This is a genomic window from Streptomyces paludis, assembly GCF_003344965.1.
Lineage (GTDB): Bacteria > Actinomycetota > Actinomycetes > Streptomycetales > Streptomycetaceae > Streptomyces > Streptomyces paludis.
Genome location: NZ_CP031194.1, coordinates 250,697 through 266,418, shown reverse-complemented (window position 1 = coordinate 266,418; position 15,722 = coordinate 250,697). Strand labels below are relative to the sequence as shown.

11 protein-coding genes are annotated in these 15,722 nt (G+C 72.6%); 8 read left to right on the top strand and 3 right to left on the bottom strand.

The window, feature by feature from the left end:
* Window positions 1-77 precede the first annotated feature (77 nt).
* The 4 genes from DVK44_RS01115 (at window position 78) to DVK44_RS01100 (ending at window position 5,019) form a co-directional block, all read left to right on the top strand.
* The gene (locus DVK44_RS01115; RefSeq protein WP_114657806.1) at window positions 78-815 is read left to right on the top strand and encodes a FadR/GntR family transcriptional regulator; all 738 of its coding nucleotides are present in this window, start codon (window positions 78-80) and stop codon (window positions 813-815) included.
* On the top strand, window positions 812-2,329 hold the full coding sequence (locus tag DVK44_RS01110; protein ID WP_228446941.1) for an amino acid permease: 1,518 nt from the start codon (window positions 812-814) through the stop codon (window positions 2,327-2,329). Before DVK44_RS01115 ends, DVK44_RS01110 begins: the two co-directional genes overlap by 4 nt.
* A gap of 2 nt (window positions 2,330-2,331) precedes the next feature.
* Complete coding sequence (locus DVK44_RS01105) at window positions 2,332-3,390, top strand: asparaginase (RefSeq protein ID WP_114657804.1); 1,059 nt, start codon at window positions 2,332-2,334, stop codon at window positions 3,388-3,390.
* A 141-nt stretch (window positions 3,391-3,531) separates the two neighbouring features.
* The gene (locus DVK44_RS01100; protein WP_114664816.1) at window positions 3,532-5,019 is read left to right on the top strand and encodes an aspartate ammonia-lyase; all 1,488 of its coding nucleotides are present in this window, start codon (window positions 3,532-3,534) and stop codon (window positions 5,017-5,019) included.
* 42 nt (window positions 5,020-5,061) lie between these two features.
* Here DVK44_RS01100 and DVK44_RS01095 read toward each other — a convergent pair whose 3' ends face one another.
* Complete coding sequence (locus DVK44_RS01095; protein WP_114657802.1) at window positions 5,062-6,693, bottom strand: alkaline phosphatase D family protein; 1,632 nt, start codon at window positions 6,691-6,693, stop codon at window positions 5,062-5,064.
* 469 nt (window positions 6,694-7,162) lie between these two features.
* On the opposite strand from DVK44_RS01095, the gene DVK44_RS01090 reads away from it, so the two are divergent.
* Genes DVK44_RS01090 through DVK44_RS01075 form a run of 4 tightly spaced genes read left to right on the top strand, consistent with a single transcriptional unit; the run spans window position 7,163 to window position 13,165 of the window.
* On the top strand, window positions 7,163-10,057 hold the full coding sequence (locus DVK44_RS01090) for an alpha-L-rhamnosidase (RefSeq protein ID WP_228446940.1): 2,895 nt from the start codon (window positions 7,163-7,165) through the stop codon (window positions 10,055-10,057).
* The gene (locus DVK44_RS01085; RefSeq protein WP_114657800.1) at window positions 10,054-11,382 is read left to right on the top strand and encodes an ABC transporter substrate-binding protein; all 1,329 of its coding nucleotides are present in this window, start codon (window positions 10,054-10,056) and stop codon (window positions 11,380-11,382) included. The genes DVK44_RS01090 and DVK44_RS01085 overlap by 4 nt, the downstream gene beginning before the upstream one ends.
* Entirely contained in the window at window positions 11,379-12,344 is a 966-nt protein-coding gene (locus tag DVK44_RS01080; protein ID WP_228446939.1) for a carbohydrate ABC transporter permease, read from the top strand. Before DVK44_RS01085 ends, DVK44_RS01080 begins: the two co-directional genes overlap by 4 nt.
* On the top strand, window positions 12,341-13,165 hold the full coding sequence (locus DVK44_RS01075; RefSeq protein WP_228446938.1) for a carbohydrate ABC transporter permease: 825 nt from the start codon (window positions 12,341-12,343) through the stop codon (window positions 13,163-13,165). Before DVK44_RS01080 ends, DVK44_RS01075 begins: the two co-directional genes overlap by 4 nt.
* Here DVK44_RS01075 and DVK44_RS01070 read toward each other — a convergent pair.
* Window positions 13,155-14,612, bottom strand: a complete 1,458-nt coding sequence (locus tag DVK44_RS01070; protein WP_114657798.1) for an FGGY family carbohydrate kinase — start codon at window positions 14,610-14,612, stop codon at window positions 13,155-13,157. The genes DVK44_RS01075 and DVK44_RS01070 overlap by 11 nt on opposite strands.
* An 81-nt stretch (window positions 14,613-14,693) precedes the next feature.
* The gene (locus DVK44_RS01060) at window positions 14,694-15,713 is read right to left on the bottom strand and encodes a 2-hydroxyacid dehydrogenase (RefSeq protein WP_114657796.1); all 1,020 of its coding nucleotides are present in this window, start codon (window positions 15,711-15,713) and stop codon (window positions 14,694-14,696) included.
* Between the last annotated feature and the right edge of the window lie 9 nt (window positions 15,714-15,722).

Below are 15,722 nucleotides of genomic sequence, written 5' to 3'. Positions count from 1 at the left end.
TCGCGCCGCCTTCACATCCGCTTCGCATCCCGTTGTACCCCTTGACAGTGTTCCCCCGGGCCATTCAGGATGCCCGGGTGAACCTGTCAGACAGCCAGACAGCTGGCGATGTGCCCAGACGTGTCAGTGCCATGGAAGCGGTCCTGAACCATCTGCGCGGCGCGATCGAACGCAACGAGTACGCGGTCGGGGACAAACTCCCCTCCGAGGCCGAGCTGTGCCGCCGCCTCGAAGTCAGCCGGCCCGTGCTCCGGGAGGCGCTGCGCGCGCTCCAGACGATGGGGCTCACCGTGTCCCGTACCGGAAAGGGCACCTTCATCGTGTCCAACGGTCCGGTCGAGGACCCCGTCTTCGGTGACTACACCGCCAGCCATCTGCTGGAGGTCCGCCGCCATGTCGAGATCCCGGTGGCCGGTTACGCGGCCCTGCGCCGTACCCCCGAGGACCTCGACCAGCTGTCCCATCTGCTGGAGCGGATGGAGCGGGAGACGGACAACACCGCCTGGGTGGCGATGGACACCGTCTTCCACCTGGCGGTCGCCCAGGCCGCCCAGAACCCGGTCTTCCGCCGGGTCATAGAGGAGATCCGGGACGCGCTGGCCCGCCAGTCCGCCTTCCTCAACGAGCTGGGCGGCCGGCGCGAGCAGTCGAACCAGGAACACCGGGCGATCGTCGAGGCCCTTGTCGACCGGTCCGAACAGGACGCCGTCGAGGCCATGACGCACCACCTCGCACGCGTCGAGTCGACGCTGACCACCATCGTGCGGTCCCCGAACTGTACGAAACCCCCACAAGAAGGCGAAGCCCAGGCGTGAGCGAGCAACTCCAGCAGGCGGAACAGTACGAGGCGCCACAGCACCAGCGGGACGACGTCCACGTCGACGCCGGTGACGCCGGGTACAGCAAGACCCTGAAGTCCCGGCACGTGAACATGATCGCCATCGGCGGCGCCATCGGTACCGGACTCTTCCTGGGCGCGGGCGGCCGGCTCGCCAGCGCCGGCCCCTCCCTCGCCCTCGCGTACGCGGTCTGCGGGATCTTCGCCTTCCTCGTGGTGCGGGCCCTCGGCGAGCTGGTGCTGCACCGGCCGTCCTCCGGCGCGTTCGTCTCGTACGCCCGGGAGTTCATGGGGGAGAAGGGCGCCTTCGTCGCCGGCTGGATGTACTTCCTGAACTGGGCGACCACCGGCATCGCCGACATCACGGCGGTGGCCACCTACACCCACTACTGGGGCATGTTCACCGATGTCCCGCAGTGGGTGATCGCCCTGATCGCGCTGGCGGTCGTGCTGAGCGTCAACCTCATCTCCGTGAAGTTCTTCGGCGAGATGGAGTTCTGGTTCGCGATCATCAAGGTCAGCGCGCTGGTCGTCTTCATGCTGATCGGGATCTTCCTGCTGGTCACCCAGCAGCCGGTGGACGGGCACACCCCCGGCCCCTCGCTGATCACCGACAACGGCGGCATCTTCCCCGCCGGAATGCTCCCGATGCTCCTCGTCGTGCAGGGCGTCGTCTTCGCGTACGCCTCGGTCGAGCTGGTCGGGGTCACGGCGGGCGAGACCGCCGAGCCCGAGAAGATCATGCCGAAGGCGATCAACTCGATCATGTGGCGGGTGGCGCTCTTCTACGTCGGCTCGGTCATCCTGCTGACGATGCTGCTGCCCTGGAACAAGTACACGGCCGACGAGAGCCCCTTCGTCACCGTGCTGTCGAACATCGGGGTGCCCGCCGCCGGCGGTGTGATGAACCTCGTCGTCCTCACCGCGGCGATGTCCAGCCTCAACTCCGGCCTCTACTCCACCGGCCGCATCCTGCGCTCCATGGCGATGTCCGGCTCCGCGCCGAAGTTCACCGGCGCCATGAGCCGCAACCACGTGCCCTACGGCGGCATCCTGCTGACCTCGTCCATCTGCGTCCTGGGCGTCGGGCTCAACTTCGTCGTGCCGAAGGACGCCTTCGAGATCGTGCTGAACTTCGCCGCGATCGGCATCCTGTCCACCTGGGGCATGATCATGATCTGCCATCTGCTCTTCTGGCGGAAGACCCAGCTCGGCCGGCTCTCCCGCCCCGGCTACCAGCTGCCGTTCTCGCCGTACACCGAGATCATCACGCTGGTCTTCCTCGCCTCCGTGCTCGTCCTGATGTACGCGGACGGCGGCGCCGGCCGGACCACCGTGCTCTCCCTGCCGGTGATCATCGCGGCGCTGGTCGCGGGCTGGTTCCTCGTACGGGGCCGCGTCGGCACCGTACGGGACACCGCCCTGCTGGAGCGTGCCGGCCGTACGGGGACCACCCGCGACACCGATCGCACCGATCACACCGAAAGCTGAGCATGACCGACCTCACCACCACCCCCCGGCACACCACCCCTCGCCGCACCACCCCCGCGGCGGCGCCCGAGGTCCGCGAGCCGGCGCATGTCCCGCTCGCCCATGTCGTACGCGGCGGGGTCATCGAAGGCGTCCACCACGGCTCGGTCGTGGTCCTGGCCGCCGACGGCGGCGTCGAGTTCCTGGCCGGCGACATCGAGGCCGCGTTCTACCCGCGCTCCGCGCTCAAGCCGCTCCAGGCGGTCGGGCTGCTGCGCGCGGGGCTGCCACCGCTCGACGACGAGGCGCTGGCCCTCACCGCGGCCAGCCACTCCGGGGAGGAGCGCCACCTGACCACGGCCCGGCGCATCCTCGACGCCGCCGGGCTCAGCGAGGACGACCTGCGCAACGTGCCCGATCTGCCCTACGGCGCGGAGCGGCGCGAGGAGTGGCTGCGGCTCGGCCACGGCCGGACCCGGCTCGCCCAGAACTGCTCGGGCAAGCACGCGGCCATGGTGCTGACGGCCCAGGCCAGGGGGTGGCCGCTGGAGAACTACGCCGACGCCGGGCACCCCCTCCAGCGCGCCCTCGCCGAGACCGTCGAGGACCTCACGGGCCAGCGCATCGCCCGGGTCACCGTCGACGGCTGCGGCGCCCCGCTCTACTCGGTCTCGCTGCACGGCCTGACCCGGGCGATCGCCCGGCTGGCGACGGCCGCGCCCGGCACCGACGAGGGCCGGGTGGCGCACGCGATGCGCGCGTACCCGGAGATGGTCTCCGGCACCGGGCGCGATGTCGCCCGGCTGATGCGGGCGGTGCCGGGGCTGCTCGCCAAGGACGGCTTCGAGGGCGTCCAGGTCGCGGCGCTGCCCGACGGGCGGGCCGTCGGCGTCAAGATCGCCGACGGCGCCGACCGGGCCCGGATGCCGGTGACGGCGGCGGCCCTCGCGCGGGCCGGGGTCGACCCCGGGATCCTCGCCGGGTTCGCCCGTACGCCCGTCATCGGCGGCGGCGCGGAGGTGGGGAGCCTGCGGGCGGCGGGCGCGCTGGCTCCCCGAGCCCCCGAGGAACCCGCTCCATAGCCCCCCGCCGGGGCCCGTATGACAGGGGGCGGCGGGGGCGAAAGCCCCGTCCCCGCCGCCCCGTGGTTCTCTGTCCGCCCGCCGGTCCGCCCGGCGGCACCGCCCGTACGTACCCGCCACCACCCGAAGGACACCTTCGCCATGACCGCCGGCCTGCGCCGCGAACACGATCTGCTCGGCGACCGCGACATACCCGCCGACGCGTACTGGGGCGTCCACACGCTGCGCGCCTCCGAGAACTTCCCGATCACCGGTACGCCGATCTCCGCGTACCCCCATCTGATCAACGCGCTGGCCGCCGTCAAGGAGGCCGCGGCCCGCGCCAACGAGGAACTCGGGCTGCTCACCGCGGTGAAGGCCGGCGCGATCGCCGCCGCCTGCCGGGAGATCCGCGAGGACGGCGCGCTGCACGACCAGTTCGTGGTCGATGTGATCCAGGGCGGCGCCGGTACGTCCACCAACATGAACGCCAACGAGGTCATCGCCAACCGGGCGCTGGAACTCCTCGGCCGCGCCAAGGGCGACTACACCGCGCTGCACCCCAACGAGGACGTCAACCTCGGCCAGTCGACCAACGACGTCTACCCGACGGCCGTCAATGTAGCCACGATCCTCGCCGTCCATGAACTCCTCGACGCGATGGCCGTGCTGCGCCGCGCCTTCGCCGCCAAGGCCGAGGAGTTCCGCGAGGTCATCAAGATGGGCCGCACCCAGCTCCAGGACGCCGTGCCCATGACCCTGGGCCAGGAGTTCTCCGCGTACGCGGTGATGCTGGAGGAGGACGAGAGCCGGCTCGCCGAGGCCGTCCTGCTCGTCCACGAGATCAACCTCGGCGCGACCGCGATCGGCACCGGGCTCAACGCCCCCGCCGGTTACGCCGAGTCGGCCCGCGGCCATCTCGCCGCGATCACCGGACTGCCGCTGGTCACCGCCGCCAACCTGGTCGAGGCCACCCAGGACTGCGGGGCGTTCGTCCATCTCTCCGGTGTCCTCAAGCGCATCGCCGTCAAGCTCTCCAAGAGCTGCAACGACCTGCGGCTGCTCTCCTCCGGGCCGCGCGCCGGCTTCGCCGAGATCAACCTGCCGCCGGTGCAGGCGGGTTCCAGCATCATGCCCGGCAAGGTCAACCCGGTGATCCCGGAGGTCGTCAACCAGGTCGCCTTCGAGGTGATCGGCAACGACGTCACCATCACCATGGCCGCCGAGGCCGGGCAGCTCCAGCTCAACGCGTTCGAGCCGATCATCCTGCACTCGCTCTCGGAGTCCATCACCCATCTGCGGGCCGCCTGCCTCACGCTCGCCGAGCGCTGTGTCTCCGGCATCACCGCCAATGTGGACACCCTGCGCGCGACCGTGGAGAACTCCATCGGGCTCGTCACCGCGCTCAACCCGCACATCGGCTACCTCGCCGCGACCGAGATCGCCAAGGAGGCCCTCGCCACCGGGCGCGGTGTCGCCGAACTGGTGCTGGAGCGCGGACTGCTGCCCGCCGCTACCCTGGCCGCCCTGCTGCGCCCCGAGGTCCTCGCGGGCACCGGAACGGGCACGGGAAGTGGCCCTGAGGGCAAGGCCGTTGAAAACGCGGACGCCGAGGGTACGGACGCCGGGGGTACGGGCGCCGCGTCCTGAGGGAGGGCCGCGCGCACCGTTGCGGCGCGCGCGGCCCCCGCCTCACACCGGCTGGACGCCCGGCCGGCCCGCCTCGGTGGCGAACGAGACGCGTGTCGACACGGGCGCGCCCGGCCGTGTGACGTAGGGGAGCACCCGGAAGTCCGCGCGGCACTGCTCCGGGGTGGCGGTGCACCGTACGTAACCGCGCTGGTAGTTGGTGAACTTGATGTGCTCGTTGGCGGCGAGCAGACTGGCCCCCGAGGGGTCCAGGTCCACCCCGTCCTTCTTGGTGGAGATGGATGTGCCGATGAACTCGACGCCGATGGTGGGCGAGTCCGGCCGGTCGAAGTCGCGCTTGAGGTCGGCGACGAGATGGCGGTGCATATCGCCGGTCAGCACAACGGGGTTGCTGACGTTCCGGGCGACGATCTGGTCGAACAGCCGCTGCCGGGAGGCCGCGTAGCCGTCCCAGAAGTCCATCACGAAGGACTGCCCGGGGCCCGGGTCGGTGTCGACCTGGTTCATCGCGATCTGCTGCGGGATCAGGTTCCAGGTGGTGTCGGAGCGGCCGAGGCCGCTGTACAGCCAGTTCTCCTGCTCGGCGCCGAGGATGGTGCGGCCGGGGTCGAGGCGCTCGGCGCAGCCGGCCCGCGTACCGTCGCCGCACGCCTGGTCGTCGCGGAAGAGCCGGGTGTCGAGGATGTGGAAGGAAGCCAGCCGGCCGTAGCGCAGCGAGCGGTACATCCGGGTGTCGAAGCCGCGGGGCTTGTTGGGCAGCCGCAGCGGCAGGTGTTCGTAGTACGCCTGGAACGCGGCGGCGGCGCGCACCCGGAAGACCGCCGGGTCCACGTCCGTGTGCTTGGAGCGGTCGCCCGCCCAGTTGTCCTCGACCTCGTGGTCGTCCCACACGACGGCGAACGGGTGGGCCTGGTGGGCGGCGATCAGATCGGCGTCGTAGCGGTGCAGGGCGTGCCGGTTGCGGTACTGGGCGAGGGTCGTCGGCTCGCCGCGGAGTTCGGCCGCCACCGGGGTGTTCCGTACCCCGCCCATCGCGTCGATGGGGTTCTCGTAGATGTAGTCGCCCAGGTGCAGGACGAGATCGAGGTCCTCCTCGGCCATGTGCCGGTACGCGGTGTAGAAGCCCTCGAACCACGCCTGGCAGGAGGCGAAGGCGAAGCTGAGGGACTTCGGCCGGCTGCCCGGCGCGGGTGCGGTGCGGGTACGGCCCACCGGGCTGATCACCCCGCCCGCCTGGAAGCGGTAGAAGTAGGTCCGGCCGGGCGCGAGGCCGGTGACCTCGACATGGACCGAGTGGGCCAGCTCGGCGACCGCGCGGGCCCAGCCCCGGCTCACGACACGCTCGAAGCGCTCGTCGTCGGCGACTTCCCAGAGCACCGTGACCGCGCGCGGCGACATGCCGCCACTGCCGTCGGGGGTGAGCGGCCGGGGTGCGAGCCGGGTCCACAGGACGACGCCGTCCGGCCAGGGATCGCCGGACGCGACACCGAGGGCGAAGGGGTCCTCCTGGAAGCGCTCGGCGGCTCCGGCGCGGCCGGCCGAGAGATTTCCGGCGGCCACCGCCAGCGCCAGGGTCCCGGTCGCCCCGAGCAGCGCGCGTCTGCCGAGGCCCGGGGGGCCGGGCAGCCGGGTGCCGAGCCCCGAAGTGCCGCTGATCCCAGTGTTCTTACGCATGAATCCTGGTCCGTTCGTCGTGCGGGGATCCCGGTCGGCCCGGGGCGGGTGCGTGGCGGTTCCGAGAGGAGATCCCCGCGTGATTTAACGTCAGTTCATGTTGTAATCACACGGTGAATATCACAGAGGAATCACACGTCACAAGAGCACCCGCCGCCGGGCCGGCAACGCTTGTCACGGGCGACTCTACGGCGGCCGTACAGGGAAGATCAGTTGCGCCATGAGGTGACTGGAGGTGGCCGGAGGGCGGCCCGAGGAGGTCCGGGGACGGTGGTGCGGGCACCGCTACGCTGCCCCGTCGCCACCCTTGACACTCCTCGCGAGCGCCTCTTAGTCTCCACGCCACAGAATTGGCGTTAGATTTCACATGTGTGAGGGGCCGTCTTCACGTCGGGTTCACGCCAGGTGCGCCGCGGCGTACGGCCACAGGTGACGCGCCGTCCGCCCGGCGCCGAGGAAGGACGTGCCCGTGTCCGTGTCCGGTACCGAGCCACGCCGTACGCAGCCGCCGGAGGCGTCCGGCCTCCGGCCCCACGCCCTGCGCTGCGACCACCGCACCACCCCGCTCGGCACCGGCGAACGCGCCCCGCTGCTCGGCTGGCGGCTGGCCGCCGACCGCCGCGGCGACGACCCCGCCGCCTACCGGGTCCGGGTCGCGGAGGACCCCGGCGCCCTCGCCGACGGCGGGCGCCCGCTCTGGGACACCGGCCGCGTCGAGGACCCCGACGCCCTCGGCGTGCTCTACGCGGGGCCGCCGCTGCGCTCCCGTACCCGCTACCACTGGCGGGTCACCGTCTGGGGCGCGGCGGGTACGGGGGAGGGGGCCCGTACCGAGACCGGGGCGGCGGCCGGGCCGGGCGAGGCCACCTCGTGGTTCGAGACCGCCTTCATCGGCGACGGCGCGCCGGAGTGGCGCGCCTCCTGGATCACCCACGACCCGCGCCCCGTCCCCGTCATGGACGCCCCCACCGAGGGCGAACGCGCCCTCGACGACCACGGGCTGGCCCCCTGCCCCCTCCTGCGGCGCGCCTTCACCGCCACCGCCGTCACCCGCGCCCGGCTGTATGTGAGCGCGCGCGGACTCTACGAGGTACGGCTCAACGGCGTCCGGGCCGGCGACGCCGAACTCGCGCCCGGCTGGACCGACTACACCCGCCGGATCCAGTACCAGACGTACGACGTGACCGCGCTGCTCCGCGACGGCGAGAACGTCCTCGCCGCGACCCTCGCCGACGGCTGGTGGAGCGGCTTCGTCGGCTTCGAACCGCGCCGGGCGGGCGCCCATTACGGCACCTTCCCCCAGCTCCTCGCCGAACTCCACCTCACCGGCGCGGACGGCCGCACGGCCGTCGTCGCCACCGACGCAACCTGGCGCACCGGCACCGGCGCCGTCCGCCACGCCGATCTGCTCATGGGCGAGTGCCACGATCTGCGCCATGCCGCCGACGGCTGGGAGCTGCCCGGCTTCGACGACCGCGCCCTGCGGCCCGCGCTGGTCACCGACGCCGACCACCGCCTCCTCGTCGCCTCCGTGGACGAGCCCGTACGGGCCATGGCCGAGCTGCCCGCGCGCACGGTCACCCGGACCGGCGCCCGCCGCCATGTCGTCGACTTCGGCCAGAACCTCGCCGGCCGGGTCCGGCTCCGCGTCACCGCGCTCGCCACCGGCGCCCGGGTGACCGTACGGCACGCCGAAGCCCTGGACGACGACGGCGGTCTCTACACCGCCAATCTGCGCACCGCCGCCGCCACCGACGTACTGATCGGTGACGGCCGCCCCCACACCGTCTTCGAGCCGGGCTTCACCTACCACGGGTTCCGGTACGCCGAGATCGACGGCCTGCCCGAGCTGTCCGCCGCGGACATCACCGCGGTCGCCCTGCACAGCGACACCCCGTGGACCGGCGCGTTCGCCTGCTCCGACCCCACCGTCGAGCGGCTGCACCGCTGTGTCGAGTGGGGCCAGCGCTCCAACTTCGTCAGTGTGCCCACCGACTGCCCGCAGCGCGACGAACGGCTCGGCTGGCTCGCGGACGCCCAGGTGTTCCTGCCGACGGCCGCGCGCAACGCCGATGTCGCCGCCTTCTTCACCAAGTGGCTGCGCGACATCGAGGACGCCCGCACCCCCGAGGGCGGCTTCACCAACGTCGCGCCGCGCCTCGCCGGGGTCGCCGACGAGGGCGCCCCCGGCTGGGGCGACGCCGGGGTGATCATCCCCTGGCACCTCTACCGTACGTACGGCGATCCGCGCTTCCTCTCCCGCGCGCTGCCCGCCATGCGCGCCTGGGTCGATCTGATCCGCCGTCACAATCCCGACCTGGTCTGGCGGCACAAGGTCGGCCCGCACTTCGCGGACTGGCTGGCCCCCGGCACCCCCACCCCGCGCGAGGTGGTCGCCACCGCCTGCTTCGCGCACAGCGCCCATCTCACCGCGCGCGCCGCCGAGGCGCTGGGGGAGCGGGCGACCGCGCGTGAGTACCACCGGCTCGCCGCCGCTGTCCGCGCCGTGTTCACCGAGCGCTTCGTCCGTACCGGCGGCGAGGACCGTACCGGTGGCGAGGACCGTAACGACAGAGCGGGCCTGGTCATCGAGGGCGACACCCAGACCGGCTATCTCCTCGCCCTCGCCTTCGGCCTGCTGCCCGCGGACCGTACGGACGCGGCCGTCCGCCGGCTCGCCGAGCTGATCGAGTCCGCCGGACCGGCCCTCAGGACCGGCTTCCTCGGCGTCGCGCTCGCCGCGCCCGTCCTCGACTCGTACGGCAGGGCCGACCTCGCGCACGCGCTGCTGCGCCGTACGGAAGTGCCCTCGTGGCTCTTCCCGCTGCGCCACGGCGCCACCACCGTCTGGGAGCGCTGGGACGGCTGGACCCCCGAGGCCGGATTCCGCGCGCCCTCCATGAACTCCTTCAACCACTACGCGCTCGGCTCCATCGGGGAGTGGCTCCACCGCGGTGTCGCCGGACTCGACCAGCGCCCCGACTCCGTCGGCTACCGCCATCTGCGGGTCCGGCCGCGCCCCGGCACACTGACCCGGGCGAGTGCCCGCTACGCGTCGGTGCGCGGCACGGCCGAGGTGCGCTGGGAGCGCCGCGACGGTGTGTTCTCCCTGTGGCTGCGGGTGCCGCCGGGCGCCGACGCCGAGGTGTACGTGCCCACCGCCGACCCCGCGTCGGTCCGTGAGTCGGGCGCGGAGCCGGGGCACGACGGCCAGGTCGCGCTTCTCGCCGCGGAACCGGAACACGCCGTCTACCGGGTCGCCTCGGGCACGTACCACTTCACCGCCGCCGACACCGTCCCGGAGCGTCCCGTACCCGACGAGCCGCTCACCCTTGTCGGCTCCCACCAGGAGGGCACGCCATGACCAGCGGATCCCACCGCGCGACACCCCCCGCACACCACGCGACACCTCCCGCCCGCCGCGCGGTCAGCCGCCGCGGGCTGCTCCGTACCGGCGGCGCCGCCGCGGCGGCCGGCGCGCTGCCGGCGCTGCTCGGCGGGTGTTCCGGCGCCGGCTCCGGCAAGCTGCGGCTGGTCGGCGTCGCCGACCAGCAGAAACCCCTCGAAGCGCTCATCAAGCGCTACCGCGCGCAGCACCCCGACGCCGGCTTCGCCACCTCCTTCGCCCCCACCGACCAGGTGCAGACGGTCGTACGGACCCAGCTCGCCGGAGGCAACGCGCCCGACGCGCATGTGCTGTTCCCCGGCAGCGGCAGCGCCATGTCCATGGTCGAACTCGCCCGCGCGGGGCTGCTCACCGACCTCAGCGACCAGGAGTGGACCCGCGCCGTCCCGAAGAACTTCGACGCCGCTTACCGCTACGGTGGAAAAACGTATCTCTACTCGGCGGGCAGCAGTGTCATCGGCGCCATCCACAACAAGAAGGTCTTCGCCCGGGCCGGAGTGGCCCCGCCGACGAGCTGGCCCGAACTCCTCGATGTGTGCGCGCGGCTCAAGGCCCGGGGCATCGTCCCGATCGCCCTCGGCGCGCAGACCCCCTGGGTGACCCAGCTGATCACCTACGCCCTCGTCCCCAACGCCGTCTACGCCAAGACCCCCCGCTTCGACGCCGACCTGGCCGCGGGCCGCGCGAGCTTCGCCACCTCCGGCTGGGCCGAAGCCCTCGGCAAATACCAGGAGTTACAGCGCCGGGGCTACTTCAACGACAACCCCAACGGCACCACGTTCGAACAGCAGACCGCACTGGTCGCCGGCGGCCGGGCCGCCATGGCCGTCCAGGTCTCCGCCGTCCTCGCCACCTTCCGCGCGGCCACCCGGACCCCCGACGACCTCGGCATGTTTCCCTTCCCCGGCGGCGAGCGCGGCACCGAGCCCTGGATCCCGGCCGGGATCGTCGTCGGCCTCGGAGTCGCCACCCACGCCAAACACCCCGGCCGCGCCAAGGACTTCATCGCCTTCCTGGGGCAGCAGGAGAACATCAACCGCTGGGCGTCCGACGTCTACGCCATCCCCTTCAAGCGCGACGCCGCCACCCGGATCGACCCCGTCCTCAGCGGCTTCCTGCCCATCGTCGACGCCGGCCGCGCCGTCCCCTTCATGGACCAGAGCTGGCCCAACGCCGAAGTGCAGCCCGCCCACTTCGCCGCCGTACAGGAGCTGCTCGCCGGCCGGACCGATGTCGCGGGAGCGCTCGGAAAACTGGACACCGCCTACCGGAAGCAGTCGTGAACTCCCTTCCCCGAAGCATCACTTCGGACGACACCGCGCCCGCCCCCGCCGAGGCCGGCGCCCGGCCCCGTACACGCGGCGGCCGAGGGCGCGACCTCACCCTCCCGCCCTGGACCTTCGTCGTCCCCGCGCTCCTGGTCTACGCCGTCGTCGTCCTCTACCCGAGCCTCGCCGGGGTCGGCTACGCCTTCACCGACTGGTCGGGCATCGGCGGCTCCTCCTTCACCGGCCTCGACAACTTCCGTACCCTGCTGCACGACGACCGCGCGCGGGAGTCCGTCGGCAACACCCTGCTGCTCACCCTCGCCGTGGTGGTCGTCCAGAACGGCGTCGGACTGCTGCTCGCGCTCGGGGTGAACGCCAACATCCGCTCACGCTCCCTGCTGCGCGTCATCTTCTTCGCGCCCGCCGTCGTCAGCCCGGTCATGGTCGCGTTCCTCTGGAAGTACCTCTACAACCCCGACACCGGCGCCGGACTCAACGGCATCCTCGGCGCCCTCGGGCTCGGCGGACTGCGGCAGGACTGGCTGGGCGACCCCTCGCTCGCGCTGTGGTCCGTGGCCGCGATGGTGGTGTGGCAGTACGCCGGCTACTCGATGGTCATCTTCCTCGCCGGACTCCAGGGCGTACCCGCCGAACTCCACGAGGCCGCCCGGATCGACGGCGCGGGCAGCTGGCAGCGCTTCCGCTATGTCACCTGGCCGCTGCTGGCCCCCGCCCTCACCGTCAACCTCATGCTGTCGACCATCGGCGGCCTCAAACTCTTCGACCAGGTGTACGCGGCGACCAACGGCGGCCCCGGCACCGCGAGCGAGACCCTCTCGACCGTCCTCTACAAGGAGGCTTTCGTGTACGGGAAGTTCGGCTACAGCACCGCCGTCGCGCTGGTCCTCGCCCTCTTCGTCGCCGCCGTCTCGCTCGTCCAACTCCGTTATCTGCGCGCCCGGGAGGTCACCGCGTGAGCCCCGCGAAGTACCGTACGTACGGCCTCGAACTCGTCATGACCGCCGTCGCCGTGGCCTTTCTCTTCCCCGTGTACGCGCTGATCGCGCTGGCCCTCAAGGACCCCCGGCAGATCGCCGAATCCCCGCTGGCGCCGCCCCTGCCGCCGACCCTCGCCAACTTCGGGAACGCCTGGTCCGCCGCGTCGCTCGGGCCCGCCCTGGTCAGCAGTACGGTCATCACCGCCGCCGGACTGCTGCTGCTCATCGTCCTCGGCTCCACGGGCGCCTACTACCTGGCGCGGCGCGCCCGGGGGCTCGGCTACGGGCTCTACGTGCTGTTCCTGCTGGGGATCGTGCTGCCGTTCCAGCTCGGCATGATCCCGCTGTACAAGCTGATCGACGGCCTCGGCTGGCTCGGCACGTACCACGGCATGGTCCTCTTCTACACGGGCATCCAGCTCCCGTTCACCGTCTTCCTCTACACCGGCTTCATCCGCGCGCTGCCGGCGGACTACGCGCAGGCCGCGCTGATCGACGGCTGCGACCACCGGCAGGCGTTCACCCGGATCGTCTTCCCGCTGCTGCGGCCCATCACCGGCACCGTCGTCATCCTCAACGCGGTGTTCATCTGGAACGACTTCTTCACCCCGCTGCTCTATCTCGGCGGCTCCGGCAAGGAGACCGTCCCCGTCGGTGTGTTCTCCTTCGTCGGCCAGTACGTCTCCGACTACGGGCTGGTCTTCGCCGGGCTCGTCCTCGCGGCGCTGCCCGTCCTGCTGGTGTTCCTGCTGCTCCAGCGCTATGTCATCAAGGGCTTCGCGGGCGGCCTCAAGGGGTGAGTACGGTGGCCGGGCCGCGCCAGCGGGCGCGTGCGTTCTCCACCCGGAACAGATAGTCCGCGTACCCCTGTTGGTAGAAGGCGACCCCGGCCGGGTCCGGGTCCACCACCGCCTCCGGCGCGGTCCAGGCCGCCGTGTCCAGCGCGTGGCCTGTCTCCCCGCCCCGGGCCGCGACGGCGGCCAACACGGCGCCGCGCGCGCCCGGTTCGGGGCCGCGCGCCACCCGCAGCGGTCTGCCGAGCACATCGGCGAAGAGCCGCAGCCAGGCGAGGCTGCGCACCCCGCCGCCGCAGACGGCCAGTTCACCGGTGAGCCCCGCCGCCTCCAGACAGTGCCGGGCCGCGAACGCGATCGCCTCGCACATGGCCCGTACCAGATCGGCGCGCGACACCCGCAGATCCAGCCCGGTGAACTCGGCCCGCGCGTGCGGCGCGACGAACGGCGCCCGCTCGCCCGAGGGCGAGAGATACGGCAGCGCGGCGACCCCCCGCGCGCCGCGCGGCGACTCGGCCAGCAGGTCCGACACCTGTCCGTGGGAGCACCCGGTGATGCCGAGCACCCAGTCCAGCGCCACCGTCCCGGTCATCGCGGGCAGCGCGCGCATCTGGCGGTCGGGCCGGGGCGTGGCCAGATGGAAGCCGACGGGATCCGCGTCGAACGCCACCCGCTCGACAACGACCTGGCACGCCAGGGTCGTTCCCACGATCAGCAGCCCGTCGCCCGGCTCGGTCACTCCGGCGCCGAGCGCGCTGGCCGGCAGGTCGTACGGGCCGGAGACGACCGGCGTCCCGTTGGGCAGCCCGGGCACACCGCCGCGCGTCCGGCCGTACGGCAGGGTGGCCGCGATGGGCGGCAGCAGCCCCGCCCGGTGGCCGACACCGAGCGCGGCGAGCGCCTCGGGGGAGTAGGCGCGGGTACGCGGATCGAGGAAGGGGACGGACGCGTCGGACAGATCGGTGCCGCGCTCGCCGGTGAGGCGTAACTGCACCACGTCCTTGCAGCAGGCGGCGGTGGTGGCGGCGTCCAGGGACCGGGGCTCGTACCGGTCCAGCCAGGCCAGCAGCGGTCCTGGCGACCCGGGGAAGAGCACGTTCCCCGTACGCCGGTACATCAGGTCCCCGGTGCCGTCGGCCAGCCAGCCCGCGACGAGGTCTCCGGCCCGGCCGTCCATCCACGACAGCGCGGGGCGTACGGCCCGGCCGCCGGCGTCGACCAGCCAGAGCCCGTCGCCCTGTCCGGTGACGGCGACCAGCGCGGGGGCGGCGCCGCCGGCGGCCCGCGCGAGGACGCCGGTCGCGGCGCCGATCACCTCCTCGACATCCTGCTCGACCCGCTCACCGTGCCCGCCGAGGGCGATCGGGGTCGATTCCGTGCGCAGGGCGGTGCCGTCCTCGGCGAAGGCCACCGCTTTGACGACCGAGGTTCCCATGTCCAGTCCGACGAACACGCTGTCTCCTCCGGCTCGATGGGGATGGTGGGGATGGTGGGGGTTCAGGGGGCAGGGGGTCAGGGGGGTTTCAGGGGGGCTTCAGACCACCCGGTGCGCGAGTGGCTCGCCGCGCAGGAACCGGCCCACCTCGGCCGCCGCGATCCGCGCCGCGTTGTGCGCGACGGCGGTGCTCGCACCCGCCAGATGGGGCGTCATGACCAGCCGGGGAGCGGAGCGCAGCCGGGAGTCCGGCGGGGGCGGCTCCACCGCGAACACATCGAGGCCGGCCGCCGCGAGCCGGCCGGAGCCGAGCGCGTCGCACAGCGCGTCCTCGTCGAGCAGCGCCCCGCGCGCGCAGTTGACGACGACCGCGCCCTCGGGCAGCAGGGCGAGTTCCCGGGCGCCGAGCAGCCCGCGCGTCTCCGGGGTGAGCCGGGCGTGCAGCGAGACGATGTCGGAGCCGCGCAGCAGCTCGTCCAGATCGCCGACGGGGGCGGCGCCCACCGCGCGCAGCGCCTCGGGGGCCGCGTACGGGTCGTACACCCGTACCCGCGCGCCGAGCGCGGTGAGCGCGCGGGCCACCCGGCCGCCGACCGCCCCGCAGCCGATCAGCCCGACACGCGCGCCGTCCAGCCCGGGGCCGCAGTTGCCGTACGTATAGAACTCGCCGGCCCAGCGGCCCGCGGCGAGCGCGGCGGAGGTCTCCGGGATCCGGCGCACGGTGGCGAGCAGCAGCCCGACGGTGTACTCGGCGGTGGCGGCGGCGTTGCGGCCCGGTGTGTTGCAGACCTGGACACCGTGCTCGGCGGCGGCTTCGAGGCTGACGTTGACGGGGCCGCCCCGGCCGACGACCACCAGTCGCAGCGCGGGGGAGCCTTCGAGGACCTTCCGGGTCAGCGGGGCCATCTGGGTGACGCACACCCGCGCCCCGTCGAGCGCTTCGAGGAGCGTGTCCTCGTCGCCGGACGCCTCGTCCACCTCCGCGACCGGGCCGAAGGGGGTCAGCGGCCAGGGCAGCCGCAGCTCCGTGACGGTATGACCGGCGCCGATCTCGGCCGTCAGCTCGCGGACGAACAGTTCGGGGGCGACGAAGTGGTCGCCCGCGGCGAGGATTCTCATCGGTGGGGG

Excerpts from the sequence above, each read along its gene's own strand:
- DVK44_RS01100 (WP_114664816.1), top strand. The coding sequence starts at position 3,532 with ATGACCGCCGGCCTGCGCCGCGAACACGATCTGCTCGGCGACCGCGAC.
- DVK44_RS01060 (WP_114657796.1), bottom strand. The coding sequence starts at position 15,713 with ATGAGAATCCTCGCCGCGGGCGACCACTTCGTCGCCCCCGAACTGTTC.
- DVK44_RS01095 (WP_114657802.1), bottom strand. The coding sequence starts at position 6,693 with ATGCGTAAGAACACTGGGATCAGCGGCACTTCGGGGCTCGGCACCCGG.
- DVK44_RS01085 (WP_114657800.1), top strand. The coding sequence starts at position 10,054 with ATGACCAGCGGATCCCACCGCGCGACACCCCCCGCACACCACGCGACA.
- DVK44_RS01105 (WP_114657804.1), top strand. The coding sequence starts at position 2,332 with ATGACCGACCTCACCACCACCCCCCGGCACACCACCCCTCGCCGCACC.